The sequence below is a fragment of the Stenotrophomonas sp. YJH_SMC_119 genome (assembly GCF_059368315.1).
This window is the reverse complement of sequence record NZ_JCAFRP010000001.1, coordinates 288,739-314,725: the sequence shown is the minus strand read 5'-3', so window position 1 is coordinate 314,725 and position 25,987 is coordinate 288,739. Positions and strand designations below refer to the sequence as shown.

The following is a 25,987-nucleotide window of genomic DNA, read 5'->3' as shown; positions in this document are numbered from 1 at the left end:
AATCGGTGGTGTATCTGCGGGCGGCAATGCTGCTGCTGATCCTCCTGTGCGGCCTGTCACCCGCTGCCGCGCAGCCGGTGCCACCGAGCCCGCGCCAGGTGACGGTATTCGACGGCCTGCCGTCCAATACCGTCAACCGCATGGCCGAAGACCGCTATGGCTACCTGTGGATCGCCACCAACGACGGCCTGGCCCGTTACGACGGGCGCAACTACCGGATCTGGCGTTCTGAGGATGGCCTGCGCGACAACCGCATCTGGACGGTCCTGGTCGATGCGCGCAACCAGCTCTGGATCGGGACCGAGAACGCGGGCCTGGTACGGATGTCGGCCGACCGCCGCCAGCTGCATTTCTACGACCGCAGCAGCCAGCCGTTGATGGGGACCAACACGGTCTGGAGCCTGGCGACCACGCCGGACGGTGCGATCTGGTTCGGCACCCACGAAGGTGGGCTGTACCGGCTGGACAGCCAGGACCGCCTGCAGCGTTTCCTGCCCGAGGCCAACAATCCCCGCAGCCTGCCTGCCGCCTCGGTGCCGTACCTGGCTACGCTGGCCGATGGCAGCCTGTGGGTCGGCACAAAGCATGGCGTGGCGCGCTGGACCGGCACCGACTTCGAGCGGGTCGGCACCGACGTCATTCCCAGCCTGCTGATCAATGGGTTGACCAGCGAACCCGATGGCAGCCTGTGGATCAGTACGATGGCCGGCGCCACGGTGCGTCGCCCCGACGGGCGTTTTGAATCGCCGCCCTGGAAACTGCCGCCGGGCGAGCAGGTGCTCGGCATGATGCTGCGCGATGAACAGGGCGGGCATTGGTTGGATACCCGTACCGGGCTTGGTCGGGCCGTGGATGGGCAGTACCAGACCGTTCCGCTGTACAGCGCCGTTGCGCGCGGGCCGGTGCGGCCGAACTGGACGGGCGCCTACGAGGACCGCGAAGGCGGCATCTGGTTGGCCAGTACCAATGCCGGCCTGTGGCATCTGCTGCCGCGCTGGTGGCAGTTCTCGGTGCTGTCGCGATTGGAGGACGACACCGGTTCGCTGCGCAATGCCTTCGTGCTCGGCACCAGCCCTTCCAGCAATGGCGGCATATGGACGGTCGGCAGCCACGGCGCGCTGGACCGGTTCGATCCCAGGACGGGCAAGATCGAGCAGCACCGCACCTGGGTCAATGGCATGTACTGGCTGTCCTCGGTACGCGAGGATCGCCGTGGCCAGGTCTGGATCGGCTCGACCGATGCGTTGCTGCGCTATGACCCGAAGCGACGTGAGCTACGTCGCTGGGGCCGTGATGCCGGGGCCGACGCGACCATGGAAGGGGTCATCGAGTCGATGATGACCTGTGACGGCGACAGTCTATGGTTGATGTTGCCTGCAGGCCTGCAGCAGCGTGACCTCGACGGTCGCCTGCGCCGCCAGCTGGAAAACGGCCAGCGCGGCCTGCAGCAGGGCCAGCTCAACCTGGATGTGGAATGCGGGCCGCAGGACCACATCTGGCTGGCCAGTAGCCGTGGCCTGCTGCAGTGGCTGCCGGAAAGCGAGCGCTTCCAGCCGGTGCCGGGCGCGCCGGCGACGGCGATCCATGCGTTGCACGTGGGCCGCGATGGCCAGGTCTGGCTGTCGGAGGATGGCCGCCTGTCGCGCTACCGCTGGAGCCAGGGCCGGTTGGAGCGGCAGGCCGTTGTCGGCGCGGAGCAGGGCTACCCGGCAATCTCCGCCTCCGGGCTGGTGGTCGACGCACAGGGCGTGGCCTGGGCCACCAGTGCGCGCGGCCTGGTCCGGGTTGGCGCCGACGGGCAGAGCGTGCGCCTGTACGGCGTCCACGACGGCCTGCCCAGCCAGGAGTTCCGCGAGCACACGTTGACGATGTCCGGCGATGGCCATCTGGTGGCCGGTACCCCGGCCGGCGTGGTGGTGTTCGACCCGGAACAGGTGCGGCCGTCGGTACGGCGGGCGCCGTTGGTGATCGAACGGGTCGAAGTCCGCCGCAACGAGCAGGTACTCGACCTGACCCACGACACGCCCTTGCAGATTGCCGATGGTGACCGTGACCTGCGCATCGTCGCGCGACTGTTGTCATTCGCCGATTCGGCCTCCAACAGCTACCGCTACCGCCTGGCCGGCTACGACCCCGATTGGGTGGAAGTGGGGCCGGCCGGTGAGCGCCTGTTCTCGCGCCTGCCGCCGGGCAGCTACCGCCTGGAGGTACAGGCGCGCTCGGCCGACCATGTCTGGTCGCGGGTGCAGAGCCTGGAATTCCGTGTACAGCCACCGTGGTGGCGCAGCCTGTCCGGGCTGCTGGTGCTGGCCTCGATCGCGCTTCTGCTGACCAGTTGGTTTGCCTGGTTGTATCGCCGTCGCCTGCAGCGGCGCCATGCCTATCAGCTGGCACTGCATAAACAGGAACTGGCCGAACAGGCCTCGGCGGCCAAGACCCGCTTCCTGGCCAATCTCGGCCACGAAATCCGCACGCCGATGACCGGTGTGCTCGGCATGAGCGAACTGCTGCTGGCCTCGCCGCTGGACCCGCAGCAGCGCGGCTACACGCAGTCGATCCGGCACGCCGGCGAACACCTGCTTCACCTGGTCAACGATGCACTGGACCTGGCACGGATCGAATCCGGACGGCTGGAACTGCAGTCCAAGCCGTTCGCGCTGAGCTGCCTGCTGCAGGACCTGGCCGCGCTGATGGGACCTCTGGCAGCGCAGAAGGGTCTGCGCTTCACCCTCGACAACCAGTTGCCGCCGGGCCTGCAGGCGACCGGCGATGCGATGCGGGTAAGGCAGATCCTGCTCAACCTGCTCTCCAACGCGGTCAAGTTCACCAGCCGTGGAACCATCACCCTGCATGCGCGCAGCGACGGCGAGCTGCGCGCGTTGCATTTCGAAGTGCGCGACACCGGGCCGGGCATCAGCCAGGAACAGCAGCAGCGCCTGTTCCGCCGCTTCGAGCAGGCCGATGGCGCCCGCACCGCGGCGCAGTACGGCGGCAGCGGCCTGGGCCTGGCGATCTGCCGCGAACTGGCGCAGGCGATGCAGGGGCGTATCCAGGTCGAGAGCCAGCTCGGCCGCGGCACGTGTTTTGGCGTGACCCTGCCGTTGCCGCTGGTGGTCGATGCCAATGCAGAGTCCGAGGGCGAAGTGCACCGCGAGGATGCGGCCAACATGCCGCCATTGCGCGTGCTGCTGGTCGAGGATGATGCAACCGTGGCTGATGTGGTGCGCGGGCTGTTGAGTGCGCGCGGCCATGAAGTGGTGCATGCGGGCCATGCGCTGGCGGCACTGCGCGAGATCAGCGCAGGGGATTTCGACGTCGGCCTGCTGGATCTGGACCTGCCGGGCCTGAGCGGCTTCGAGCTGGCCCAGCACCTGCGCAACCAGGGCTACATGCTGCCACTGCTCGCCGTGACGGCACGGACCGATCCAGACCTGCAGCAGCAGGTGGAAGCGGCCGGCATCGGTGGTTTCCTGCGCAAGCCGGTGACCGGTGAGCTGCTGGTGGAAGCGATCGCCAGGGTCATGGGCAGGTAGGGTTTATTGCAGGGCTTGCAGCCCTGCACCTGCAGAGGCTTCAAGCCAAGGCAACAGCAACGGCAAAAGCAGGCATTCCGTCGGTGGTGGGGCGGTGTGGGCTTGCAGGACACGCCGTAAACCCGTCCATGGGGGCTCGATGGCGCCATCCATGGCGCCAACGGTCCTGCAAGCCCACACCGCCCCACCTCTGACAGATTTTCGCGATCGGGTAGATCCACGCCATGCGTGGATGAATCTCTATCGAGATCGAATATGTCGAATTGAGATCGAAAAGCATCCACGCATGGCGTGGATCTACTGCAGATCGCAGAATTCTGTCGAAGGCGGGGTGGGTCCGGTTGTGGGAGTGTCCGCGGCATGGATGCCGCGGCCAAGCCCCCAGGGATGGGTTTACGGCGTCTCCCGCAAACGGATCCACCCCGCCATCCCGCAGGACGCCAGCTTTTGCTTCGGCTGTTGCCTTGGCTTGAAGCCTCTGCAGGTGCAGGGCCGCAGGCCCTGCCGAACCACCCTCACTCCGCAACGTGCTCGACCTGCCGTGGCTCCGGCTTGGTATCGGGCAGCTGCCAGAAGATCATCGTCGAGGTCAGGGTGATCGCGCCCACGCACAGGAACGTGGCATGCAGCGCGGCGGTGGCGCTGTTGCTGTCCAGGTGGTTGCCGAACGCGGCCAGCAGGCTGCCGGCCGCAGCAGCACCAAAGCCGGCGGCGAGCATCATCACCATCGACAGCAGGCTGTTGCCGGAACTGGCGAACTCACGGTCCAGATCGCGCAGGGTCACGGTGTTCATCACGGTGAACTGCAGCGAATTGACCGCGCCGAAGAACGCAAGCTGCAACAGGCGCCAGGCCAGGTGCTGGCCGGGTGTCATCAGGATGAAGCTGGCCATCGCCAGGCCCACCAGCACGGTGTTGACCATCAGCACGCGGCGGTAGCCGTAGCGCTCCACCAGCTTCACCGCCAGCTTCTTTGAGACCATGCCGGCGGCTGCCACCGGCACCATCATCAGGCCGGCGTTCATTGGGCCCAGGCCCAAGCCGACCTGCAGCAGCAACGGGATCAGCATCGGCATGGCGCTGCTGCCGATGCGCGAGAAAAGATTGCCGAGGATGCCGATGCGGTAGCTGGGTACGCGGAACAGCGCCAGCGAGAACAACGGCGCCGTCGAATTGGCAGCGTGCAGCCAGTAACCCACCAGCGCCGCCAGCCCTGCAACGGTCATCAGCATCACCAGCGCGTGTGGCGTGCCCAGTCCGGAGATGCCGTCCAGCGCCAATGACAGCACCACCATCGCGAAGGCCAGCATGATGTAGCCACGCAGGTCGAAACGGGTGCGATGGCTGGCGTAGTGGTCGGGCATGATCCTCATCGCGGCGATGAATCCGATCACGCCGATCGGCAGGTTGATCAGGAACACCCAGTGCCACGAGGCGATCTCCACCAGCCAGCCGCCCAGCGTGGGGCCGATCAGCGGGCCGACCAGGGCCGGGATGGCGATGAAGCTCATCGCGCGCAGGAAATCCTCGCGCGGCACTGATCGCATCACTGCCAGCCGGCCGACCGGCAGCAGCATGGCACCGCCGATGCCCTGCAGCACGCGCGCACCGACCAGCTGGTGCAGGTGCTGGGCCAGCGCGCAGGCCAGCGAGCCGAGGGTGAACAGAATGATCGCCACCAGGAAGGTGCGACGGGTGCCGTAGCGGTCAGCGATCCAGCCCGAGGCGGGAATGAAGGTGGCCACCGCCAGCGCGTAGCTGAACACCACCGACTGCATCTGCAGCGGGCTTTCGCCCAGGCTGGCCGCCATCGCCGGCAATGCCGTGTTGACGATGGTCGAGTCCAGCATCTGCATGAAGATCGCCAAGGACACCAGCCACAGCAGGGGGCGCTGGCGGTTGTAGGTCGATGGCGATGTGGACATGGGGTGCGGCCGGTGCAGCGTGGGGGATGCCATGATCGCGCACTGTGGGTCACGGCGCGATCAACATCGCGCCGCAACCGTATGCCGAATGCTCAGCGCTGGCTGTGCGCGTGCACCGCGTCGACCAGCACCTGCACGTGGGCCGGGTCCATGTCCGGCGACATGCCGTGGCCGAGGTTGAACACGTGGCCCTCGCGCGAACCGCCATTGCCGGCGGCGTAGGTGTCGAGCACCCGCGCTGCGGCTGCGGCGATCGCATCCGGCGAGGCGTACAGCGTGGTCGGGTCGAGGTTGCCCTGCAGCGCGACGCGGCCACCGGTGCGGCGCATCGCCTCGTCCAGGTCCAGCGTCCAGTCCAGGCCCAGTGCATCGGCGCCGGTCTGCGATAGCGCTTCCAGGTGCAGGCCGGTACCCTTGCCGAACAGGATCAGCGGCGTGCGCTCGCTGCCTTCGCCGCGCTCCAGGCCCTCGGCGATGCGCTGCAGGTAGCGCAGCGAGAACTCGCGGTACATGGCCGGCGACAGCACGCCGCCCCAGGTGTCGAACACCTGCAGCGCCTGCGCACCGGCCGCGCGCTGCGCGCCCAGGTACGCAATCACCGCGTCGGTGGCGACCTCCAGCAGGCGGTGCAGGGCCTGCGGATGGTTCAGCGCCATTGCCTTGATGCGCGCGAAATCCTTGCTGCCGCCGCCTTCCACCATGTAGCAGGCCAGTGTCCAGGGGCTGCCGGAGAAGCCGATCAACGGTACCTGGCCGTCCAGCTCCCGACGGATCAGGCGCACTGCGTCCATCACATAGCCCAGGTCCTGCTCCATGTCCGGTACCGCCAGCCGGGCGATGGCCGCTTCGTCACGCACCGGATGACGGAACTTCGGGCCTTCGCCTTCAACGAAGTAGAGCTCCAGGCCCATCGCATCGGGAATGGTGAGGATGTCCGAGAACAGGATGGCTGCGTCCAGCGGGAATCGGCGCAGCGGCTGCAGCGTGACTTCGCAGGCGATCTCCGGGTTCTTGGCCATGGCCAGGAAGCTGCCGGCCTTGGCCCGGGTTGCGCGGTACTCCGGCAGGTAGCGGCCGGCCTGGCGCATCAGCCAGACGGGGGTGCAGTCCACCGGTTCGCGGCGCAGGGCGCGCAGCAGGCGATCGTTGCGGAGAGGGCTGGTCACGATGGGCATTCCTTGGACGAAAGTTGGCAGCGGCGTCAGTCGCCGTGCGAGAGGATCTGGAAGCCGCGATGCAGTTCGGCATCGCGGGCCTTCTCGAAGGCATGACGGGCTTCGTCAGCCTGCAGGAACAGCTCGCGCCGCAGCTGCGAGCGGTTGCCGACGCGGCCGCTCTCGCGCAGCAGCTCCCAGCCGCCGAACAGGTCCGGCTGCAGGCTCAGGCGCAGGAAGCGCGGTGCCTGCGCACCGGCGTCGGGATGTTGCAGGTAGACGTGCATGGGCCGATTGTAGCGGGGCCAGGGTGACCCCGGCCGCAACGCGGTCGTGCCGGCCGCTGGCCGGCTTCCTCGTTGCTGACGTTGCCGGCCAGCGGCCGGCACTACCGGGCCGACAGCACCTTCAGCACCGCCGCCTCATCCACGTCCGGCACCACTTCGGCGCGGCCCATGCCGCGCCACAGCACCAGGCGCAGGCGGCCGGCCACATTCTTCTTGTCCAGCCGCATGCGGCCGAGCAGGGCCTGCGGGTCCAGCCCGGCCGGGATCGACACCGGCAGGCCGAGCCGTTCCAGCAGCGCCTGCAGGCGTGCGCGATCGGCATCGTCGGCCAGGCCCAGGTGAGTGGACAGCTTCGCGGCCAGTACCATGCCCACCGCGACCGCTTCGCCGTGGTTCAGTGCATCGCGGCCCGGGGCCGAGTAGCCCTGCTCGGTCTCGATGGCATGGCCGAAGGTATGGCCGAGGTTGAGCAGGGCGCGCTCGCCCTTCTCGAACGGATCACGCTCGACGATGGCAGCCTTGTGCCGGCAGCTGCGCGCGATGGCTTCGGCCAGTACCGCATCCTCGCCGGCCAGCAGCGCATCGGCATGCTGCTGCAGCCATTCGAAGAACACGGCATCACCCAGCGCGCCGTACTTCACCACTTCGGCCAGGCCGGCACGCAGCTCGCGCGGCGGCAGGGTGGCCAGCACACGGGTATCGGCGATCACCGCGCGCGGCGGATGGAACGCGCCGACCAGGTTCTTGCCGGCCGGGATGTCGACCGCAGTCTTGCCGCCCACCGACGAATCGACCATCGCCAACAGGGTGGTCGGCAGCTGCACGCAGTCCACGCCGCGCATCCAGCAGGCCGCGGCGAAGCCGGCCAGATCACCGACCACGCCGCCGCCGAGGGCGAACACGCAGGCGTCGCGGGTGGCGCCAAGCGCGGCCAGCGCTTCGATGGCACGGCCGAATTCGGCCAGCGTCTTGGAGGCTTCGCCCGCGGCCAGCACATGCTCGCCGACGATCAGGTCGGGGCGTGCGGTCAGAAGGGTCTGCTTCACGGCATCCAGATAGCGCGGGGCCACTTCGCTGTCGCTGAGCAAAAGCACGTGGCGGCCACGCACATGCGAGGCCAGCGCGATGCCGTCTGCCTGCGCACCGGCGCCGATGGTGATGGAGTAAGGGCGGTCGCCGCCGACGGCGACCTGCAGCAGGGCGGGGGAAGTCATGGGGTCAGGTCCTGGCGCTGCCATTGCGTGGCCAGCTTGACCACCAGGTGGGCGGTCGCGTCGGCAGCGGTGTACGGGTCGGTATCAAGGGTGATGTCGGCCAGTTCGCGGTACAGCGGGTCGCGGTGCGCGGCCAGATCGTGCAGCACCTGCTCACGGTCCGGGCGCTGCAGCAGCGGCCTGCCTTTGTCGCGGGCCAGGCGTTCCAGCTGCGCGTTCACGCTGACCCGCAGGTAGACCACGAAGCCGCGCTGGGCGATCAACGCACGGTTGCCAGGATCCAGCACCGCGCCGCCGCCGGTGGAGACCAGCTGGCCGCGACCTTCCAGCACGCGGGCAAGCGCCTCGCGTTCATGGCTGCGGAAGCCGGCTTCGCCGGAGTGCTCGAAAATGGTCGGGATGCTGGCGCCGGCGGCATCGACGATGGCCTGGTCGACATCGACGAAGTCCAGCGTGAAGCGCTCGGCCAGGCGGCGGCCGATGCAGGTTTTGCCGGCGCCCATCGGGCCGATCAGGATCAGGTTCGGAGCAGGATTCATGCCCTGTGATGCTAACACCTCCGTGCCCTGGCCTTTACGTCCTTCACGTCAGGGTAGGCGTTCCTGCGGGGTTTCCCGCGCCAACCGGAGTACAGGCCATGACGGTCGCCAAGGTCATCGAAATCACCGCCTCCTCGCCGAAGAGCGTGGAGGACGCCGTGCGCAGCGGTCTGAAGAAGGTCTCCGAGACGGTCAAGGGCATCCAGGGCGCCTGGGTGAACGAGACCAAGGTGGTGACCAATGGCAGCGGCGAAATCACCGAATGGCGGGTCAACCTGCGGGTGACCTTCCTGGTGGAATAGGCGCGCTCAGCGCACGTCCTGCACCTGTCGCTGGCCGTCCAGCACCACCACGTGGTCGGCCAGGGCGGGCAGGGCATGCAGCGCCTGGCGGCTGACCCGCTCGTAGTACTGCACGAAGCGCTCCAGCTGTGGCCGGCTCATGCCGTGCCGGCCCGGCTGCGCGGCCTGCAGGTTCTGCTCCTGCTGCCAGCGCCAGCGCGGTACCACCGAGAAATCCGGTGGCTGCAGGAACCACAGGCGGTCGCAGCGCTGCCACAGCGCCGGGTAGTCGCGGGCCAGCGCCTGGTTGCACCAGCGCCGCCAGCGACCATCGGCGTCGGCTTCGCGCTCCAGTGCGTTCAACGGGCTGTCCAGCGCGTCCTCATCCTGCGCGGGGGTGCCCAGGAACCAGCCTTCGAAGACCAGCAGGTCCAGCGGTCGTTGCAGCTGCGGCCAGTGCGCTTCGGGCAGGCGTTCATCGGCCAGCTTGTCGAAGCGTGGCATCGCGAAGGGCTGGCGTGTGGCCACGGCGTCCAGCACTGCATGGGCCAACGGCAGGTCATGGGTGCCCGGCGGGCCGCGCGTGATCAGCAGCGGGTGCACCTGGCGGGCCAGCCGCTGCCGCTGTGCGCGGGTCAGGTAGACATCATCGATGGACAGCGTGGCGGCGTTCAGGCCGCGCGACTGGGCGCGCGCCACCACCTGCGCGGCCAGCGTCGATTTGCCGCTCCCCTGCAGGCCGCTGATCGCCAATACTGGAACCGCTGCAGCGTTGCCCAGTGCATCGTCCAGCACCTGTTCGGCCAATGTTTCGGGGAATCCTTTCACCTGGGGCATATACGCAGCAGCGACCATGCAGCCACAATAGCCCAATCCGTGTGAGAAGAACGCAATCATGAGCGACCTGTACGCCGAAGCCCTGTCCACGTTTGCCGGCCTGTTCGAAGAGGCCAAACAGAGCCGCGAGGTCGAGCCGAACGCGATGACCGTGGCCACCGCCGATACGCACGGGCGTCCCTCTGCACGTACCGTGCTGCTGAAGGCGTTCGATGAGCGTGGTTTCGTGTTCTATACCCACCTGAACAGCCATAAGGGCCAGGAGCTGCAGGCCAATCCGCAGGCCGCGCTGTTGTTCCTGTGGCGCAGCCTGCGCGAAGCCGGTATCCAGGTGCGCATTGAAGGCCGTGTCGAGCAGGTCGCCGATGCCGAAGCCGATGCCTATTTCGCCAGCCGCCCGCGCATGAGCCAGATTGGCGCGTGGGCCTCGCAGCAGTCGAAGACGCTGGCAACGCGCGAGGAATTCGATGCGCGCGTGGCCGAGGTCGAAGCCCGCTTCGAGGGCAAGAATGTGCCGCGCCCGGAGGGCTGGAGTGGCCTGCGCGTGGTGCCCGACCGCATCGAGTTCTGGTACGGCGCGCAGTTCCGCCTGCACGAACGCTGGTGCTATGAAGCCGGTGCCGAAGGGCGCTGGAGCAAGCGCCTGCTTTACCCGTAAGGCCGCCCGATGCAACGCCTGCCGCTGTACCGCGTGGTGGTGTTCGTGCCGACTGCGGCACTGGACGCGGTGAAGCAGGGCATCCTGGCAGTGGACGCGCTGGCGGCCGGCGACTACGAGCATGGCATGTGGTGGTCGGCGCCAGGATTCGAGCAGTTCCGGCCGCACGCGGGTGCGTCGCCCGTGCAGGGTGAGGCGGGCCACACCGAAGTGGTCGACAGCGTGCGCCTGGAATTCTGCCTGCCACGCGATCCGCAGCGGCTGCAGCGCATCTTTGAACAGGGCATCGCGCCGCATCACCCGTGGCAGGTGCCGGTGGTGCAGGTGGAGGAGATCGAGCTGCTGTTGGCGGACGGGCTGCCGTTGTAGAGTCGAGCCATGCTCGACTGATGTTTCCGCACAAGCAGTCGAGCAAGCTCGACTTCTACAGGCCTTCAGCGCGCAACCAGCGCCACAGGGTGGTGCGGGATACCCCCAGCGCCTGCGCCATCCCCTCGCGGTCATTGCGGTGTTCCTGCAACAGCGTTTCCAACTGCGGACGCGGCGGCCGCTTGCCGTTGTTTTCCACCGGTAGCGCAGCGGCGCCCTCATTCACCAGTTCGGGTGCCAGCTGCAGCAGTCGCGCGGCATCAATCAGCCCTTCACCGGGTTGCCAATGGATGCGCAGCCGATCCACCAGATTGCGCAATTCGCGCACGTTTCCTGGCCACTCGGCGGTGGTCAGCACCGCCAGTGCCTCCGCATCCAGTGGCGCGTCGATACCACGCAGCTGGCGGAAGAAATGCTGCGCCAGCAGCGGGATGTCACCGCGCCGGGCACGCAGTGCGGGCAGGGCGATGCGCAGCGCGGCCAGGCGGTAATACAGGTCGCGGCGGAAGCTGCCGGCCGCCACGCGCTGCTCGAGCGACTGCAGGGTCGCGGCCACCACGCGAAGGTCGACCGGGGTCGGCTCGGTGGCACCGACACGCAGTACCTCGCGTTCTTCCAGCACCCGCAGCAGGCGGGTCTGCAGTGGCAGCGGCAGTTCGCCGATTTCATCCAGGAACAGGGTGCCGCTGTCAGCGGCCTCGACCAGGCCGACGCGGCCGCCACGGCGTGCGCCGGTGAAGGCGCCATCGCTGTAGCCGAACAGCTCCGCTTCCAGCAGCGATTCGCTGATCGCGCCACAGTTCAGTGCCACGAAGCGGCCACGGCGTCCGCTGGCGGCGTGCAGCTGGCGCGCCACCAGTTCCTTGCCGGTGCCGGTTTCGCCGGTGACCAGTACGGTGCTGTCATGCGGGGCGTACAGCGCGATCTGTGCGCGCACCTGTGCCATGGCCTCGCTGTCGCCGAGCAGGTCGTGGGCATCGCTGCGCGGTGCGGCACGGCGGCGCGGCGCGGGCCGGCTGCCGCCGGAGCGGGCCAGGGTCTGGGTCAGTTCCAACGCGTGCTCGAACGCTTGCCGTACCGAATCTGCCGAGTACAGCAGCACGCCGGGCAGGCCGGCCTGTTCGGCGTGGTCGATGGCCATGCCGGTGCCGACGATCACCTCGATGCCGTTGGCGCGCAGGTCGGCGATGCAGTCGCGGGCGTCCTCGCGGGTGACGAAGCGGCGATGCTCGATGTCCAGGCCGAAGCTCTGCTGGAAGTTGCTGAACACCGGCACGTCGCTGGCGTGGGTGACCAGGCCGATACGGCCGGCGATCCGCCGTGCGCGCGCCAAGGCTTCCATCAGGTCGAAGCCGTTGGCCTGGATCGGCACCAGCGGCAGCTCCAGCCGGCTGCGCAGCCAGGCCGCGTTGGAGCCGCCGGCGATGACCACGTCGCAGTGCTCGCGGCGCAGGCGCTGGCCGATCACGTCCACCGCTTCCTCGAAGCCGAGGTTGATCTGCTCGATACGCGCGCGGCGATCGAACTCGGGAATGACGTCGCCGAGAAGACCGGTCAGCCGCGAGACGCTGACGGTCCAGATCACCGGCCGACTGGGGTCGGCATCGGCGTGGCGCAGGGGCGAGCGGGGCAGGTACATGGCGGCGCGCGTTGGACGGGATGTTTCATGATACATCTGTTTCAATGTTTCATATGTTTCGTTGTTGCATGGGCGTCATTCCCGTTAAATCAACGGCTTGCAGCTTGGCATGGTGCTTGCGCTCTCTTTCCCGTACTTCAACCTGGATTGCCGCATGACCGCTTCCACTCCTTTCTCCGCCGGTGCCCGCTTCCGTGAGGCGCTGGCTGCCGAATCGCCGCTGCAGGTGATCGGCGCGATCAACGCCAACCACGCCCTGCTGGCCAAGCGCGCCGGCTTCAGCGCCATTTACCTGTCCGGCGGCGGTGTTGCCGCGGGCTCGCTGGGCCTGCCGGACCTGGGCATCAACACCCTGGAAGACGTGCTGGTGGACGTGCGCCGCATCACTGATGTCTGCGACCTGCCGTTGATGGTCGACATCGACACCGGCTTCGGCCCGAGCGCGTTCAACATCGCGCGCACCGTGAAGTCGCTGATCAAGGCCGGCGCGGCCGCCTGCCACATCGAAGACCAGGTCGGCGCCAAGCGCTGCGGTCACCGCCCGGGCAAGGAAATCGTCTCGCAGGGTGAAATGGTCGACCGCGTGAAGGCGGCTGCCGATGCCAAGACCGATCCGGACTTCTTCCTGATCGCGCGTACCGATGCCATCCAGGTGGACGGCGTGGACAAGGCCATCGAGCGCGCCATCGCCTGTGTCGAGGCCGGTGCGGACGGCATCTTCGCCGAGGCGGCCTACGACCTGGACACCTATCGCCGCTTCGTCGACGCGGTGAAGGTGCCGGTGCTGGCCAACATCACCGAATTCGGCGCCACCCCGCTGTTCAGCCGCGATGAACTGGCTTCTGCCGGCGTTGCGATCCAGCTGTTCCCGCTGTCGGCCTTCCGCGCTGCCAACAAGGCCGCCGAGAACGTCTACCAGGCGGTGCGCCGCGATGGCCACCAGCGCAACGTGGTGGAGACCATGCAGACCCGCGAAGAACTCTACGACCGCATCGGCTACCACGCCTTCGAGCAGCAGCTCGATGCACTGTTCGCCGCCAAGAAATAAGCAGTACCCTGCACCATCAAGTTTTCGGAGGGAAACATGAACGATACGACCGCAACCCCGACCTTCAAGCCGAAGAAGTCCGTCGCCCTGTCCGGCACCGCCGCCGGCAACACCGCGCTGTGCAGCGTGGGCCGCAGCGGCAACGACCTGCACTACCGCGGCTACGACATCCTGGACCTGGCCAACACCAGCGAGTTCGAGGAAATCGCCTACCTGCTGGTGCACGGCAAGCTGCCGACCCGCGCCGAGCTGGTTTCGTACAAGGCCAAACTGAAGTCGCTGCGTGGCATTCCTGCTGCGGTGAAGGCGGCGCTGGAAGAGCTTCCGCCGTCGGCACACCCGATGGACGTGATGCGTACCGGCGTGTCCGTGCTCGGCTGCGTGGCGCCGGAGAAGGACGACCACAACCATCCGGGCGCGCGTGACATCGCCGACAAGCTGATGGCCTGCCTCGGTTCGATGCTGCTGTACTGGTACCACTGGAGCCACAACGGCCGTGCCATCGACGTGGAAACCGACGATGACTCGATCGGCGGCCACTTCCTGCACCTGCTCCACGGCGAGAAGCCGCAGGAATCGTGGGTGAAGGCGATGCACACCTCGCTGATCCTGTACGCGGAGCACGAGTTCAACGCCTCGACGTTCACCTGCCGCGTCATTGCCGGCACCGGCAGCGACATGTACAGCGCGATCTGCGGTGGCATCGGCGCGCTGCGCGGTCCGAAGCACGGCGGCGCCAACGAAGTGGCGTTCGAAGTGCAGAAGCGCTACGACAGTCCCGATGAGGCCGAGGAAGACATCAAGGCCCGCGTCGAGCGCAAGGAAGTGGTGATCGGTTTCGGCCACCCGGTCTACACCGTCTCTGATCCGCGCAACAAGGTGATCAAGGACGTGGCCCGCGAGCTGTCCGAAGAGCAGTCGAGCATGAAGATGTACAACATCGCCGAGCGCCTGGAATCGGTGATGTGGGACATCAAGAAGATGTTCCCGAACCTGGACTGGTTCAGCGCCGTCAGCTACCACATGATGGGCGTGCCGACCGCGATGTTCACTCCCCTGTTCGTGATCGCCCGCACCGCCGGCTGGAGCGCGCACATCGTCGAGCAGCGTATCGACGGCAAGATCATCCGCCCGAGCGCCAACTACATCGGTCCGGAAGACCGCGACTTCGTCGCCATCGACAAGCGCGTCTGATCCACCTGCCGTACCCATCCGGCCGGCCGCGTGCCGGCCGGGTGCTTTCGCCGCCGCACCGCCGGCACCCGGCCCGCCCCAAGTACTCCGCCAGCCCATGAATACCGATTACCGCAAGAACCTCCCCGGCAGCGCGCTGGATTATTTCGACGCGCGTGCCGCTGTCGATGCGATCCAGCCCGGCGCCTACGCCACCCTGCCGTACACCTCGCGCGTGCTGGCCGAGAACCTGGTGCGTCGCTGCGATCCGGCCACGCTCGGCGATTCGCTGAAGCAGCTGATCGAGCGCCGTCGCGACCTCGATTTCCCGTGGTTCCCGGCGCGCGTGGTCTGCCACGACATCCTCGGCCAGACCGCGCTGGTGGACCTGGCCGGCCTGCGTGATGCGATCGCCGACAAGGGTGGTGACCCGGCCAAGGTCAACCCGGTTGTGCCGGTGCAGCTGATCGTCGATCACTCGCTGGCGGTGGAGTGCGGTGGTTTCGATCCGCAGGCGTTCGAGAAGAACCGCGCGATCGAAGATCGTCGCAATGAAGACCGTTTCCACTTCATCGACTGGACCAAGCAGGCATTCCAGAACGTGGATGTGATTCCGCCGGGCAACGGCATCATGCACCAGATCAACCTGGAGAAGATGTCTCCGGTGATCTACGTGCAGGACGGCGTGGCCTTCCCGGATACCTGCGTGGGCACCGACAGCCACACCCCGCACGTGGATGCGCTGGGTGTGATCGCCATTGGTGTGGGTGGTCTGGAAGCGGAGAACGTGATGCTGGGCCGCGCGTCGTGGATGCGCCTGCCCGACACCGTCGGTGTCGAACTGACTGGCCGCCCGCAGCCGGGCATCACCGCCACCGACGTGGTGCTGGCGCTGACCGAGTTCCTGCGCAAGGAACGCGTGGTCGGCGCGTGGCTTGAATTCTTCGGCGAGGGTGCCGCGGCACTGACCATCGGTGACCGTGCCACCATCTCCAACATGTGCCCCGAATACGGGGCCACCGCCGCGATGTTCTACATCGACGCGCAGACCACCGATTACCTGCGCCTGACCGGGCGCGAGGAGTCGCAGGTAGCGCTGGTGGAAAACTACGCACGCACCACCGGTCTGTGGGCCGACGATCTGGCGACCGCGCAGTACGAGCGCGTGCTGCGCTTCGACCTGTCCAGCGTGGTGCGCAACATGGCTGGCCCGTCCAACCCGCACAAGCGCGTGGCCACTGCCGAGCTGGCCGAGCGCGGCATCGCCGACGAGGCCAAGCTGGAAGCGGGCAAGGCCGAGCAGGCGCAGGGCCTGATGCCCGATGGCGCGGTGATCATCGCGGCCATCACCAGCTGCACCAACACCTCCAATCCGCGCAACGTGATCGCCGCCGCACTGCTGGCGCGCAACGCCAACGCGCGTGGCCTGCAGCGCAAGCCGTGGGTGAAGTCGTCGCTGGCGCCGGGTTCCAAGGCCGTCCAGCTGTACCTGGAAGAATCCGGTCTGCTGCCCGACCTGGAACAGCTCGGCTTCGGCATCGTCGCCTTCGCGTGCACTACCTGCAATGGCATGAGTGGTGCGCTGGATCCGAAGATCCAGCAGGAAATCATCGACCGTGACCTGTATTCCACGGCCGTGCTGTCGGGTAACCGCAACTTCGATGGCCGCATCCATCCGTACGCCAGGCAGGCCTTCCTGGCCTCGCCGCCGCTGGTGATCGCCTATGCCATCGCCGGCACCGTCCGCTTCGATATCGAGAGGGACGTGCTGGGCGTGGACGCCGACGGCAACGAAGTGCGCCTGAAGGACATCTGGCCCAGCGATGCCGAGATCGACGCGGTGGTGAAGGCCTCGGTGAAGCCCGAGCAGTTCCGCAAGGTCTACAACCCGATGTTCAACGTGCGCGTGGAGCACGGCACCGCGGTCAGCCCGCTGTACGACTGGCGCCCGCAGAGCACCTACATCCGCCGTCCTCCGTACTGGGAGGGCGCACTGGCCGGCGAGCGCACGCTGGCAGGCATGCGCGCGCTGGCGGTGCTGCCGGACAACATCACCACCGACCACCTGTCGCCGTCCAACGCGATCCTGGCGTCCAGTGCCGCCGGCGAATACCTGGCGAAGATGGGCCTGCCGGAAGAGGACTTCAATTCCTACGCCACGCATCGCGGCGACCACCTGACCGCGCAGCGCGCCACCTTCGCCAATCCGAAGCTGTTCAACGAAATGGTGCGCAATGACGACGGCAGCGTGAAGCAGGGTTCGCTGGCGCGCGTGGAGCCGGAAGGCAAGGTGATGCGCATGTGGGAGGCGATCGAGACCTACATGGAGCGCAAGCAGCCGCTGATCATCATCGCCGGTGCCGACTACGGCCAGGGCAGCTCGCGTGACTGGGCCGCAAAGGGCGTGCGTCTGGCCGGCGTGGAGGCGATCGTGGCCGAGGGCTTCGAGCGCATCCACCGCACCAACCTGATCGGCATGGGCGTGCTGCCGCTGGAGTTCAAGCCGGGCACCACCCGCCTGACCCTGGGGATCGATGGCACCGAGACCTTTGACGTGATCGGCGAGCGTACCCCGCGTGCCGAGCTGACCCTGGTCATCCACCGCCGTGACGGCCAGGACGTGGTGGTGCCGGTCACTTGCCGTCTGGACAGCGACGAGGAAGTAGCGATCTACGAAGCCGGCGGCGTGCTGCAGCGCTTCGCCCAGGACTTCCTGGAAGGGGCCAGGGTGGCGTGATAGCCGGCTGAATGCCCGCCCCCGGAGGCCGGGGGCGGGCTTGTCCGACCCCAGGGCAGGGCGCACACTGGCTTGGCAAAAACTGCCAAAGGAGAGTTTCATGGCCACCATGAACATTTCGCTGACCGATCCGCTCAAGCAGTTCGTGGACGAAGAAGTGCGCGAAGGCGGCTACTCCAGTACGTCGGACTATGTGCGTGACCTGATCCGCCAGCGCCAGCGCAGCAAGGCCGAAGAACTGCTCAAGCAGCTGATTGCCGAGGGGCTGGCGTCGGGACCTTCGGCGCCTCTGGCGCCGGATCACTTTGACAAGCTGCGTGAGCGTGCACGGAACCGCAAGTGAAGCCCTCGCACTGGTCCCCCGCAGCGGTTCGAGATCTTGACCAGGCCGCAGGCTGGTATGCAGATCAGGGCGGAGAAGTGCTGGAAATCGGCTTCATCGATGCGGTGGAATCCGTTGTAAAGCTGATCGAGGCCCACCCGGGTGCTGGTTCCGCACTGCATGCGGGTCTGTTGCCCTCGCTGCCAGCGCCGTTGCGTTTTCATCCGGTTCGTCGCTTCAACGGCTACCTGATCTACTACGTGGAGCTACCTGCGCACGTTTCCATCGTGCGCATCTGGAATGCTTCGCGGGGCATGGAAGCACTGTTCGAAGACGAGAAGCTCAACCCCGATATTGGTTCGTCGCATCCAGGATACTGATCCATGACCTTCCTCCCGCAACTCCGTATTCCCGCCACCTACATGCGCGGTGGCACCAGCAAGGGCGTGTTCTTCCGCCTGCAGGACCTGCCCGAGGCCGCGCAGGTGCCGGGCGCCGCACGCGATGCGCTGCTGATGCGCGTGATCGGCTCGCCCGATCCGTATGGCAAGCAGACCGATGGCATGGGCGGTGCAACGTCCAGCACCAGCAAATGCGTGATCATCTCCACCGCTTCGGTGCCGGACCACGATGTGGACTACCTGTACGGCCAGGTCTCGATCGATACCGCCTTCGTCGACTGGAGCGGCAATTGCGGCAACCTCAGCACCGCGGTGGGTCCGTTCGCGATCGCCCATGGGCTGATCGATCCGGCCCGGGTGCCGCGCGATGGCCTGTGCACCGTACGCATCTGGCAGGCCAACATCGGCAAGACCATCATCGCCCACGTGCCGATGCGCGATGGCGAAGTGCAGGAGACCGGCGATTTCGAGCTGGATGGCGTGACCTTCCCGGCGGCCGAGATCCAGCTGGAATTCATCGATCCGTCCGATGACGGTGATGCGGGCGCGATGTTTCCGACCGGCAATCTGGTCGATACATTGGACGTGCCCGGCGTGGGCAGCTTCGAGGTGACCATGATCACCGCCGGCATCCCGACCATCTTCCTCAACGCCGCCGACCTCGGCTACACCGGTATCGAGCTGCAACCGGCGATCAACGAGGACAAGAGAGCGCTGGAGCGCTTCGAGAAGATCCGCGCCTACGGCGCCTTGCGCATGGGTCTGATCAAGAACCTGGAGGACGCGGCGACGCGCCAGCACACGCCGAAGGTGGCGTTCGTTGCACCGGCTCAGGACTATGTGTCGTCCAGTGGCAAGGCCATCCCGGCCTCGGCGATCGACCTGCATGCGCGCGCGTTGTCGATGGGCAAGCTGCACCACGCGATGATGGGTACCGCCGCCGTAGCGATCGGCACTGCGGCGGCGATCCCGGGCACGCTGGTCAATCGCGCCGCCGGCGGCGGCGAACGCGAAGCGGTGACGTTCGGTCATCCCTCGGGCACGTTGCGCGTGGGTGCACAGGCAGGTCTCGTTGACGGCCAGTGGACAGTGACCAAGGCCATCATGAGCCGCAGCGCCCGCGTATTGATGGAAGGCAAGGTGCGGGTACCGGCCGAGTGATGCGTTGGTAAACGCCAACCAAGGTTGGCGACTACCGGGCCGCAGAGATCGATTGCTTTGGTAGATGCCAACCTTGGTTGGCATGGTGCACGGGCAACCGTGCACCGCAACGAGGAGATTGACGATGTCCGACAGCCACACCCCATCCAACGAGCGTGCAGCGTGGGATGCGCTGCTGGTGGACATCGTCGATTACGTGCGCGACGCACGCATCGACTCACCGCTGGCGTTCCAGACCGCGCACCACTGCCTGCTCGATACGCTTGGGTGCGGACTGGAGGCACTTTCTTTCCCGGCCTGCAGCAAGCTGCTCGGTCCACTGGTGCCGGGCATCAGCGTGGTCAACGGCGCGCGCGTGCCGGGCACGCACTACGTGCTGGACCCGGTGCAGGCCGCCTTCAATCTCGGCGCAATGGTGCGCTGGCTGGATTTCAACGACACCTGGCTGGCTGCCGAGTGGGGCCATCCTTCCGACAATCTCGGCGGCATCTTGGCTGTTTGCGATTGGCTGGGACGCAACGCGCAGGCCCTGCGTCGTCCGCCGCCGACCGTGCACGATGTGCTGCTGGCGATGATCAAGGCGCACGAGATCCAGGGCGTGATGGCGCTGCAGAACTCCTTCAACCGGGTCGGGCTCGACCACGTGGTGCTGGTCAAGGTGGCCACCACTGCCGTGGTCGCCCAACTGCTCGGGCTGGACCGCGAGCGCATGCTCAATGCGCTGTCGCTGGCCTGGGTCGATGGCCAAGCGCTGCGCACCTACCGGCACGCTCCCAACACCGGCTCGCGCAAGAGCTGGGCCGCCGGCGATGCGACCAGCCGTGGCGTGCGCCTGGCCTTGATGGCGGCCAGTGGTGAGATGGGCTATCCCAGCGTGCTCAGCGCGCCAACCTGGGGCTTCGAGGCCGTGTCCATGCGCGGTCAGGCACTGACGCTGGGGCGACCGTTAGGCAGCTATGTGATGGAGAACGTGCTGTTCAAGATCAGCTACCCGGCCGAGTTCCACGGCCAGACCGCAGTGGAGGCCGCGGTCATGCTGCACCAGCAGTTGCGTGCGATGGGGCGGCGGGTCGAGGACATTGCGCACATCGCGATCCGGACCCAGGAAGCCTGCATCCGCATCATCGACAAGCAGGGCCCACTGCATAACCCGGCCGACCGCGACCACTGCGTGCAGTACATGGTCGCCATCGCATTGCTGCATGGGCGGCTGGTGGCAGAGGACTACGAGGACGATGTGGCGGCGGATCCGCGCATCGATGCGCTGCGCGCGAAAATGACCTGCCATGAAGACCCGCAGCTCAGCGCCGATTACCTGGAACCTGACAAGCGCAGCATCGCCAACGGCCTGAGCGTGCGCTTCACCGATGGCACCGAGCTGCCCGAGGTGCTGGTGGAGTACCCGCTCGGCCATGCCCGCCGTCGCGAGGAAGGCATTCCGCTGCTGATGGACAAGTTCCGCCGGCACTTGGCCCACCGCTTCCCGACCAGCCAGCAGCAGCGCATCCTGGCCGCATCGCTGGACCCGGTGGCGCTGGCGGCAATGCCGGTGACCGACTACGTGGACCTGTACCTGCCGGGCTAGGGCGATCGGTAGTGCCGGCCGCTGGCCGGCAATTCCATCCAACCTGCCATGCCGGTTGCCGGCCAGCGGCCGGCACTACCCGCGCCTGGGGCAATTGCCGAAATCGCGTCAACACCTTGACGCGGCCTGCCTATAATGGCCGCCTCGATCAAGGAGTGACGACATGAGCGGTCCGGCACGGCGGAAGCGGTGGGGATGGGCGGCGGCGGTACTGGCAGGAGGCCTGTTGCTGGGGCTGGCCGGCTGCCGCAATGACAGCGGGCAGCTGCCCAAGGCCAGTGGTGAGGCGATCACCACCAAGGCCGAGCAGGTGAAGGAATTCACCCTGCTGCGTGCCTACCCGGACCAGAAGAATGACGGCCTGTCGCTGGCGCTGGAGTTCTCGCGCCCGCTGGTCGGTACCCAGGATTTCGACAAGCTGGTGCGCTTCGAGGAGAAGGTCGGCACCGACGACAGCAGCTGGACGCTGTCCGATGACGGCCTGACCCTGCGCTACCCGTTCGTCGAGGCCGGCAAGGAGTTCAGCCTGGTGGTCTCGCCGGACCTGCTGGCCGCCGATGGCAGCCGGCTGGGCAAGGAGCTGAAGCAGAAGGTGTTCAGCGGCGAGCTGAAGCCGGTGGTCGGCTTCGCCTCGCAGGGCAGCGTGCTGCCGGCCAAGGACAGTCGTGGCCTGCCGGTGGTCTCGGTGAACGTGCCGGAGGTCGACGTCGAATTCCTGCGCGTGCGCGAGAAGGACCTGCCGACCTTCTTCAGCCAGTACCAGCGCGGTGGCCGCCGCGGCAGCTGGGAGCTGAGCAGCGACTACGAGCGCAGCCCGATCAACAAGCTGGCAGAGCCGGTCTACGTCAACCGCTTCATCCTGGGCGGCAAGAAGAACGAGCGGGTGCTGACCTACCTGCCGACCCAGGACATCAAGGACCTGCAGGAGCCGGGCCTGTACTTCGCCCTGCTCAAGCGCACCGGTGACTACGAAGGCGAGTTCGATACCGCGTTCTTCTCGGTCAGCGACATCGGCCTGCATACCCGCGCCTACAAGGACAAGCTGTTCGTCCATACCGCCGGCCTGAAGGACGGCGTGCCGCTGAAGGGCATCGACCTGCGCGTGCTCGATGCCAAGGGCGAGGTGGTGCTGAAGGGCAGCACCGATGGCAATGGCAACGCGCTGTTGAACTACACCCTGGATGCCACCCACGTGCTGGTCGCCAGCACCGGCAAGGACACCAGCTTCCTGCCGTTCAACCAGCCGGCGCTGGATCTGAGCGAATTCGCCGTGGCCGGCCGTGACAATGCCTGGTTCGACGTCTACGCCTGGTCCGGCCGCGACCTGTACCGCCCGGGCGAGACCGTGCGCCTGTCCGCCCTGCTGCGCGACAACGACGGCAAGCCGGTCAAGGCGCAGCCGGTATTCCTGCGCCTGAAGCAGCCCGACGGCAAGACTTTCCGCGAGACCCGCCTGCAGCCGGGCGACCAGGGCTACATCAACTTCGAGCAGGTCATTCCCGCCGAGGCGCCGACCGGGCGCTGGCAGGTCGAGTTCCGCACCGACCCGGCCAGCAAGGAAGCGATCCAGGGCATGACCCTGCGCATCGAGGAGTTCCTGCCGGAACGCATGAAGCTGGACCTGGACAGCGCGCAGAAGACGCTGAAGCCGGGTGAGGACCTGCGCCTGCAGGCCAATGGTGCCTATCTGTACGGGGCACCGGCCGATGGCAACCGCTTCACGGCACGTATGGCGGTGGCCGCCGAACAGAAGCCGGTGGAGGGCCTGCCGGGCTATTTCTTCGGTGACCCGACCCTGCAGCTGCCGCGCGAGGCCAAGGACGTGATCGACACCACGTTGCCGGGCAACGGCCAGCTGCGTGAGGATGTGGCGCTGCCGGAAGAGGCGGCCAAGGCCAAGGCGCCGATTGCCGTGGTGCTGTCCGGCAGCCTGTATGAAACCGGTGGCCGCACCGTCACCCGTACCCTGAAGCGGGTGATGTGGCCGGCCAACGCCCTGGTCGGTGTACGCCCGCTGTTCAACCCGGAGGACGGTGCCGATTCCAACGGCAACGCGCGCTTCGAATTGATGCGCGTGGATGCTGCTGGTACGCCGCAGCCGGCCAAGGGCCTGAAGATCACTCTGGTGCGCGAGCTGCGCGACTACCACTGGACCTTCAACGACAACCGCTGGGACTACGATTTCACCCGTCGTTTCGAGAACAAGGAAACCCGCACCGTCGATGCCGGCAGCAGTGCGGTCGCCTTCGATTTCCCGGTGGAGTGGGGTGAGTACCGGGTGGACGTGTTCGACCCGTCCACCGGCCTGACCAGCCGTTACCCGTTCCGCGCCGGCTGGAGCTGGGGGGATGACAACCGCGGCCTGGACGCGCGCCCTGACAAGATCAAGCTGGGCCTGGACAAGACCGGCTACAAGGCAGGCGACACGCTAGAGGTGACGGTGACCCCGCCGCACGCCGGCAAGGGCATCCTGATGGTCGAGACCGACCGCATGCTCTACGTGCAGGACATCGACGCCAAGCCGGGTTCGACCTTCAAGATTCCGGTCACCGCTGACTGGGAGCGCCACGACGTCTACATCACCGCGCTGGTGTTCCGCGGCGGCAGTGCGCCGAGCAAGATCACCCCGGCCCGTGCGGTGGGCGTGGTGCACGTACCGATGGACCGCAAGGGGCGCACCGTGGCCGTCGGCCTGGCAGCGCCCAAGCAGATGCGACCGGAACAGGACCTGCCGGTGACGGTCAGCGCACCGCAGCTGGCCGGCAAAATGGCGCACGTCACGGTCTCGGCGGTGGACGTGGGCATCCTCAACATCACCCGCTTCCCGGTGCCCGATGCCGGTGCGCACTTCTTCGCCCAGCGTCGCCTCGGCATCGATGCCTACGACATCTACAGCCGGGTGATCGAGAGCTTTGACGGCGGTGCCGGCAAGCTGAAGTTCGGTGGCGACATGGCGCTGCAGGCGTTGCCGCAGGCCAAGCGCCCGACTGCGCGCGTGCAGACCGTGGACCTGTTCTCTGGCCCGGTGCAGCTCGATGCCAAGGGCATCGCCCGCATCCGCCTGAAGGTGCCGGACTTCAACGGTACCCTGCGGGTGTCGGCACTGGTCTACAGCGATGACCAGTACGGCAAGCGCGACGTGGAAACGGTTGTGCGCGCGCCGATCCTGGCTGAAGCCAGCATGCCGCGCGTGCTCGCCCCGGGCGACCGCAGCACCGTGACCCTGGATGTGCAGAACTTCACCGGCAAGCCGGGCCAGTTCAACGTGAAGGTGGAAAGCGAGGGACCGCTGAACCTGGGCGAAGGCAGCCGCAGCGTGCAGTTGAATGCCGATGCCAAGACCACGTTGAGCTTCCCGCTTTCGGCACGCGAGGGCCACAGCGTGGCCAAGGTGCGGGTGCGGGTGGACGGCAACGGCTTCAAGGCCGATCGCCGTTACGACCTGCCGGTGCGTGCGGCGTGGCCGCAGGTGCTGCGTTCGCAGGTGCGCACGCTTGATCCGTTGGCCGCGGTCAGCCTCGACAACAGCCTGACCGATGGCCTGATGGCCGAGTCGGTGAATGCCCGCCTGCTGGTCAGCCCGCTGCCGCCGATCCCGTTCGCCAGTGCGCTGCAGGGCGCGCTGAACTACCCGTACGGCTGTGCCGAGCAGACCACCAGCAAGGGTTACGCCGCGCTGATCCTGGACCAGGCCACTTCGTCGATGCTCGGTGCCGACGGGCTGGATGCCAAGACCCGTCGCGAGCGCATGGAAGGTGCGTTTGGCCGCCTGGCGTCGATGCAGGTGGCCAATGGCAACTTCTCGATGTGGGGTGACGACGGCTACGTGAACCCGTGGCTGACCCCGTACATCACCGAGTTCCTGCTCGATGCCAAGGACGCCGGCTTCGCCGTGCCCGACAACGTGCTGCAGAAGGCACTCAACCGCCTCAGCGAGGATCTGCTGTCCGGTGGCAACCAGTTCTATGGCCAGGACGACCGCGAGAAGCTGAAGTTCGCCAACCAGGCGTACTCGGGCTACGTGCTGGCCCGGGTCAACCGTGCGCCGCTGGGTACCCTGCGCACGCTGTACGACAACGAGCGCAGCAAGGCGGTCGGCGGCCTGTCGCTGGTCCACCTGGGCGTGGCGCTGTCGTTGCAGGGCGATGCCAAGCGCGGCCAGGCCGCGCTGGCGGCGGCCTTCGCCAAGTCCAGCAGCGAACGCCCGTCGTACTTCGGCGACTACGGCAGTGCGATCCGTGATGACGCGCTGATGATCGCGCTGACCCACGAAAACAAGCTGGCCAAGCCGGCCTGGGATGCACGTGCGGTTGACCTCGGCCGTGGCCTGGATGCGCGCCGCAATGCCGGCTGGATGTGGCTGAGCACGCAGGAACAGGTAGCGATTGCCCGCCTTGGCAAGGCGCTTGCTGCCAACCAGAAGGCGCTGGTGGCCGGTGAACTGGTGATCGGTGGCAACACCGAAGCCATCGGCGAACGCAAGCTGTTCGGCCGCAACTTCAGTGCAAATGAACTCGCCAGCGGCGTGCGCTTCACCCCGCAGGGCCAGCCGCCGATGTTCGCCAGCATCGACGTGGCCGGTATCCCGCGTAGCGCGCCGGCACCGGACAACAGCGTGCTGGGCGTCGAGCGCAGCTACTACGGCACCGATGGCAAGCCGTGGTCGCCGCGGCCGCTGAAGGAAGGCGAAGCCCTGATCGTGCGCGTCACCGTCACCGCCGACACCACGATGCCCGATGCACTGCTGACCGACCTGCTGCCGGCCGGCCTGGAGATCGAGAACTTCAACCTGGGCGATGCCAAGCAGTGGGCCGACGTGGTGGTCGATGGCATCACCATCAGCGACCGGGGTGAAGCCGCCGATACCAAGCACGAGGAATTCCGCGACGACCGCTACGTGGCCGCGCTGAAGCTCTCGCGTGGCAGCAAGGCCAACGTGTTCTACCTGGTGCGCGCGGTGACCCCGGGTACCTACTCGGTGCCGCCGCCGCTGGTGGAGGACATGTACCGGCCGCAGCTGCGCGGCGTCGGCCGCAGCAACCCGACCACGATCACGGTGGTACAGCCGTGACCGCGCGGACGGGCCGCGACGGTGCGGCCCGTCCAGCTGGCAAGCTCCAATGC

General features: G+C 67.1%; 19 protein-coding genes. 12 read left to right on the top strand and 7 right to left on the bottom strand.

The features are described 5' to 3' along the window. Nucleotides 1-5 precede the first annotated feature (5 nt). Nucleotides 6-3,533, top strand: a complete 3,528-nt coding sequence (locus AC5P6S_RS01450; protein ID WP_032966941.1) for a hybrid sensor histidine kinase/response regulator — start codon at nucleotides 6-8, stop codon at nucleotides 3,531-3,533. A gap of 515 nt (nucleotides 3,534-4,048) precedes the next feature. On the opposite strand, the gene mdtD is transcribed toward AC5P6S_RS01450, so the two are convergent. The 5 genes from mdtD to AC5P6S_RS01425 form a co-directional block, all read right to left on the bottom strand. Beyond that, nucleotides 4,049-5,458: a multidrug transporter subunit MdtD gene (gene mdtD / locus AC5P6S_RS01445; RefSeq protein ID WP_005410668.1), complete on the bottom strand. Its 1,410-nt coding sequence runs from the start codon at nucleotides 5,456-5,458 to the stop codon at nucleotides 4,049-4,051. Nucleotides 5,459-5,550: 92 nt separating this feature from the next. Further along, nucleotides 5,551-6,633: a uroporphyrinogen decarboxylase gene (gene hemE / locus AC5P6S_RS01440; protein ID WP_043034512.1), complete on the bottom strand. Its 1,083-nt coding sequence runs from the start codon at nucleotides 6,631-6,633 to the stop codon at nucleotides 5,551-5,553. A 26-nt stretch (nucleotides 6,634-6,659) separates the two neighbouring features. Next, the gene (locus tag AC5P6S_RS01435) at nucleotides 6,660-6,899 is read right to left on the bottom strand and encodes a WGR domain-containing protein (RefSeq protein WP_005410666.1); all 240 of its coding nucleotides are present in this window, start codon (nucleotides 6,897-6,899) and stop codon (nucleotides 6,660-6,662) included. Between the two features lie 101 nt (nucleotides 6,900-7,000). Beyond that, complete coding sequence (aroB, locus tag AC5P6S_RS01430; protein ID WP_043034513.1) at nucleotides 7,001-8,113, bottom strand: 3-dehydroquinate synthase; 1,113 nt, start codon at nucleotides 8,111-8,113, stop codon at nucleotides 7,001-7,003. Beyond that, the gene (locus tag AC5P6S_RS01425) at nucleotides 8,110-8,652 is read right to left on the bottom strand and encodes a shikimate kinase (RefSeq protein ID WP_012481014.1); all 543 of its coding nucleotides are present in this window, start codon (nucleotides 8,650-8,652) and stop codon (nucleotides 8,110-8,112) included. The genes aroB and AC5P6S_RS01425 overlap by 4 nt, the downstream gene beginning before the upstream one ends. 98 nt (nucleotides 8,653-8,750) lie before the next feature. Between AC5P6S_RS01425 and AC5P6S_RS01420 the strand changes: the two genes are divergently transcribed. Continuing rightward, nucleotides 8,751-8,954: a dodecin family protein gene (locus AC5P6S_RS01420; protein WP_005410663.1), complete on the top strand. Its 204-nt coding sequence runs from the start codon at nucleotides 8,751-8,753 to the stop codon at nucleotides 8,952-8,954. Between the two features lie 6 nt (nucleotides 8,955-8,960). Here AC5P6S_RS01420 and AC5P6S_RS01415 read toward each other — a convergent pair whose 3' ends face one another. Then, nucleotides 8,961-9,788 (bottom strand): kinase, encoded by an 828-nt coding sequence (locus AC5P6S_RS01415; protein WP_495204434.1) that lies wholly within the window; start codon nucleotides 9,786-9,788, stop codon nucleotides 8,961-8,963. Nucleotides 9,789-9,828: 40 nt separating this feature from the next. Between AC5P6S_RS01415 and pdxH the strand changes: the two genes are divergently transcribed. Together pdxH and AC5P6S_RS01405 are read left to right on the top strand one after the other, a co-directional pair. Continuing rightward, nucleotides 9,829-10,428: a pyridoxamine 5'-phosphate oxidase gene (pdxH, locus tag AC5P6S_RS01410; RefSeq protein ID WP_495204433.1), complete on the top strand. Its 600-nt coding sequence runs from the start codon at nucleotides 9,829-9,831 to the stop codon at nucleotides 10,426-10,428. 9 nt (nucleotides 10,429-10,437) lie between these two features. Beyond that, nucleotides 10,438-10,797 carry a YqfO family protein gene (locus AC5P6S_RS01405; protein WP_049396068.1) on the top strand — a complete coding sequence of 120 codons (360 nt, stop codon included), beginning with the start codon at nucleotides 10,438-10,440 and terminating at the stop codon, nucleotides 10,795-10,797. A gap of 55 nt (nucleotides 10,798-10,852) precedes the next feature. Here the strand turns inward: AC5P6S_RS01405 and prpR are convergent, their stop codons facing one another. Then, nucleotides 10,853-12,436, bottom strand: coding sequence for a propionate catabolism operon regulatory protein PrpR (gene prpR, locus AC5P6S_RS01400; RefSeq protein ID WP_049396067.1), 1,584 nt, complete (start codon nucleotides 12,434-12,436; stop codon nucleotides 10,853-10,855). 154 nt (nucleotides 12,437-12,590) lie between these two features. Here prpR and prpB point away from each other — a divergent pair, with 154 nt between their 5' ends. The 8 genes from prpB to AC5P6S_RS01360 all read left to right on the top strand — a co-directional run bounded on the left by prpB (nucleotide 12,591) and on the right by AC5P6S_RS01360 (nucleotide 25,934). Further along, the gene (gene prpB, locus AC5P6S_RS01395) at nucleotides 12,591-13,484 is read left to right on the top strand and encodes a methylisocitrate lyase (RefSeq protein WP_049396079.1); all 894 of its coding nucleotides are present in this window, start codon (nucleotides 12,591-12,593) and stop codon (nucleotides 13,482-13,484) included. Nucleotides 13,485-13,520: 36 nt separating this feature from the next. After that, nucleotides 13,521-14,678: a bifunctional 2-methylcitrate synthase/citrate synthase gene (gene prpC, locus AC5P6S_RS01390; RefSeq protein WP_005410655.1), complete on the top strand. Its 1,158-nt coding sequence runs from the start codon at nucleotides 13,521-13,523 to the stop codon at nucleotides 14,676-14,678. Nucleotides 14,679-14,775: 97 nt separating this feature from the next. Further along, nucleotides 14,776-17,394: a Fe/S-dependent 2-methylisocitrate dehydratase AcnD gene (acnD, locus tag AC5P6S_RS01385; protein WP_138970179.1), complete on the top strand. Its 2,619-nt coding sequence runs from the start codon at nucleotides 14,776-14,778 to the stop codon at nucleotides 17,392-17,394. A gap of 100 nt (nucleotides 17,395-17,494) precedes the next feature. Then, complete coding sequence (locus AC5P6S_RS01380) at nucleotides 17,495-17,737, top strand: type II toxin-antitoxin system ParD family antitoxin (protein ID WP_005410653.1); 243 nt, start codon at nucleotides 17,495-17,497, stop codon at nucleotides 17,735-17,737. Beyond that, nucleotides 17,734-18,096 carry a type II toxin-antitoxin system RelE/ParE family toxin gene (locus AC5P6S_RS01375; protein WP_005414161.1) on the top strand — a complete coding sequence of 121 codons (363 nt, stop codon included), beginning with the start codon at nucleotides 17,734-17,736 and terminating at the stop codon, nucleotides 18,094-18,096. Before AC5P6S_RS01380 ends, AC5P6S_RS01375 begins: the two co-directional genes overlap by 4 nt. A 3-nt stretch (nucleotides 18,097-18,099) precedes the next feature. Next, nucleotides 18,100-19,278 carry a 2-methylaconitate cis-trans isomerase PrpF gene (prpF, locus tag AC5P6S_RS01370; RefSeq protein WP_043034518.1) on the top strand — a complete coding sequence of 393 codons (1,179 nt, stop codon included), beginning with the start codon at nucleotides 18,100-18,102 and terminating at the stop codon, nucleotides 19,276-19,278. 124 nt (nucleotides 19,279-19,402) lie between these two features. Beyond that, complete coding sequence (locus AC5P6S_RS01365; protein ID WP_012481005.1) at nucleotides 19,403-20,863, top strand: bifunctional 2-methylcitrate dehydratase/aconitate hydratase; 1,461 nt, start codon at nucleotides 19,403-19,405, stop codon at nucleotides 20,861-20,863. Between the two features lie 163 nt (nucleotides 20,864-21,026). Beyond that, nucleotides 21,027-25,934: an alpha-2-macroglobulin family protein gene (locus tag AC5P6S_RS01360; RefSeq protein ID WP_495204432.1), complete on the top strand. Its 4,908-nt coding sequence runs from the start codon at nucleotides 21,027-21,029 to the stop codon at nucleotides 25,932-25,934. The last annotated feature ends 53 nt before the right edge of the window (nucleotides 25,935-25,987 follow it).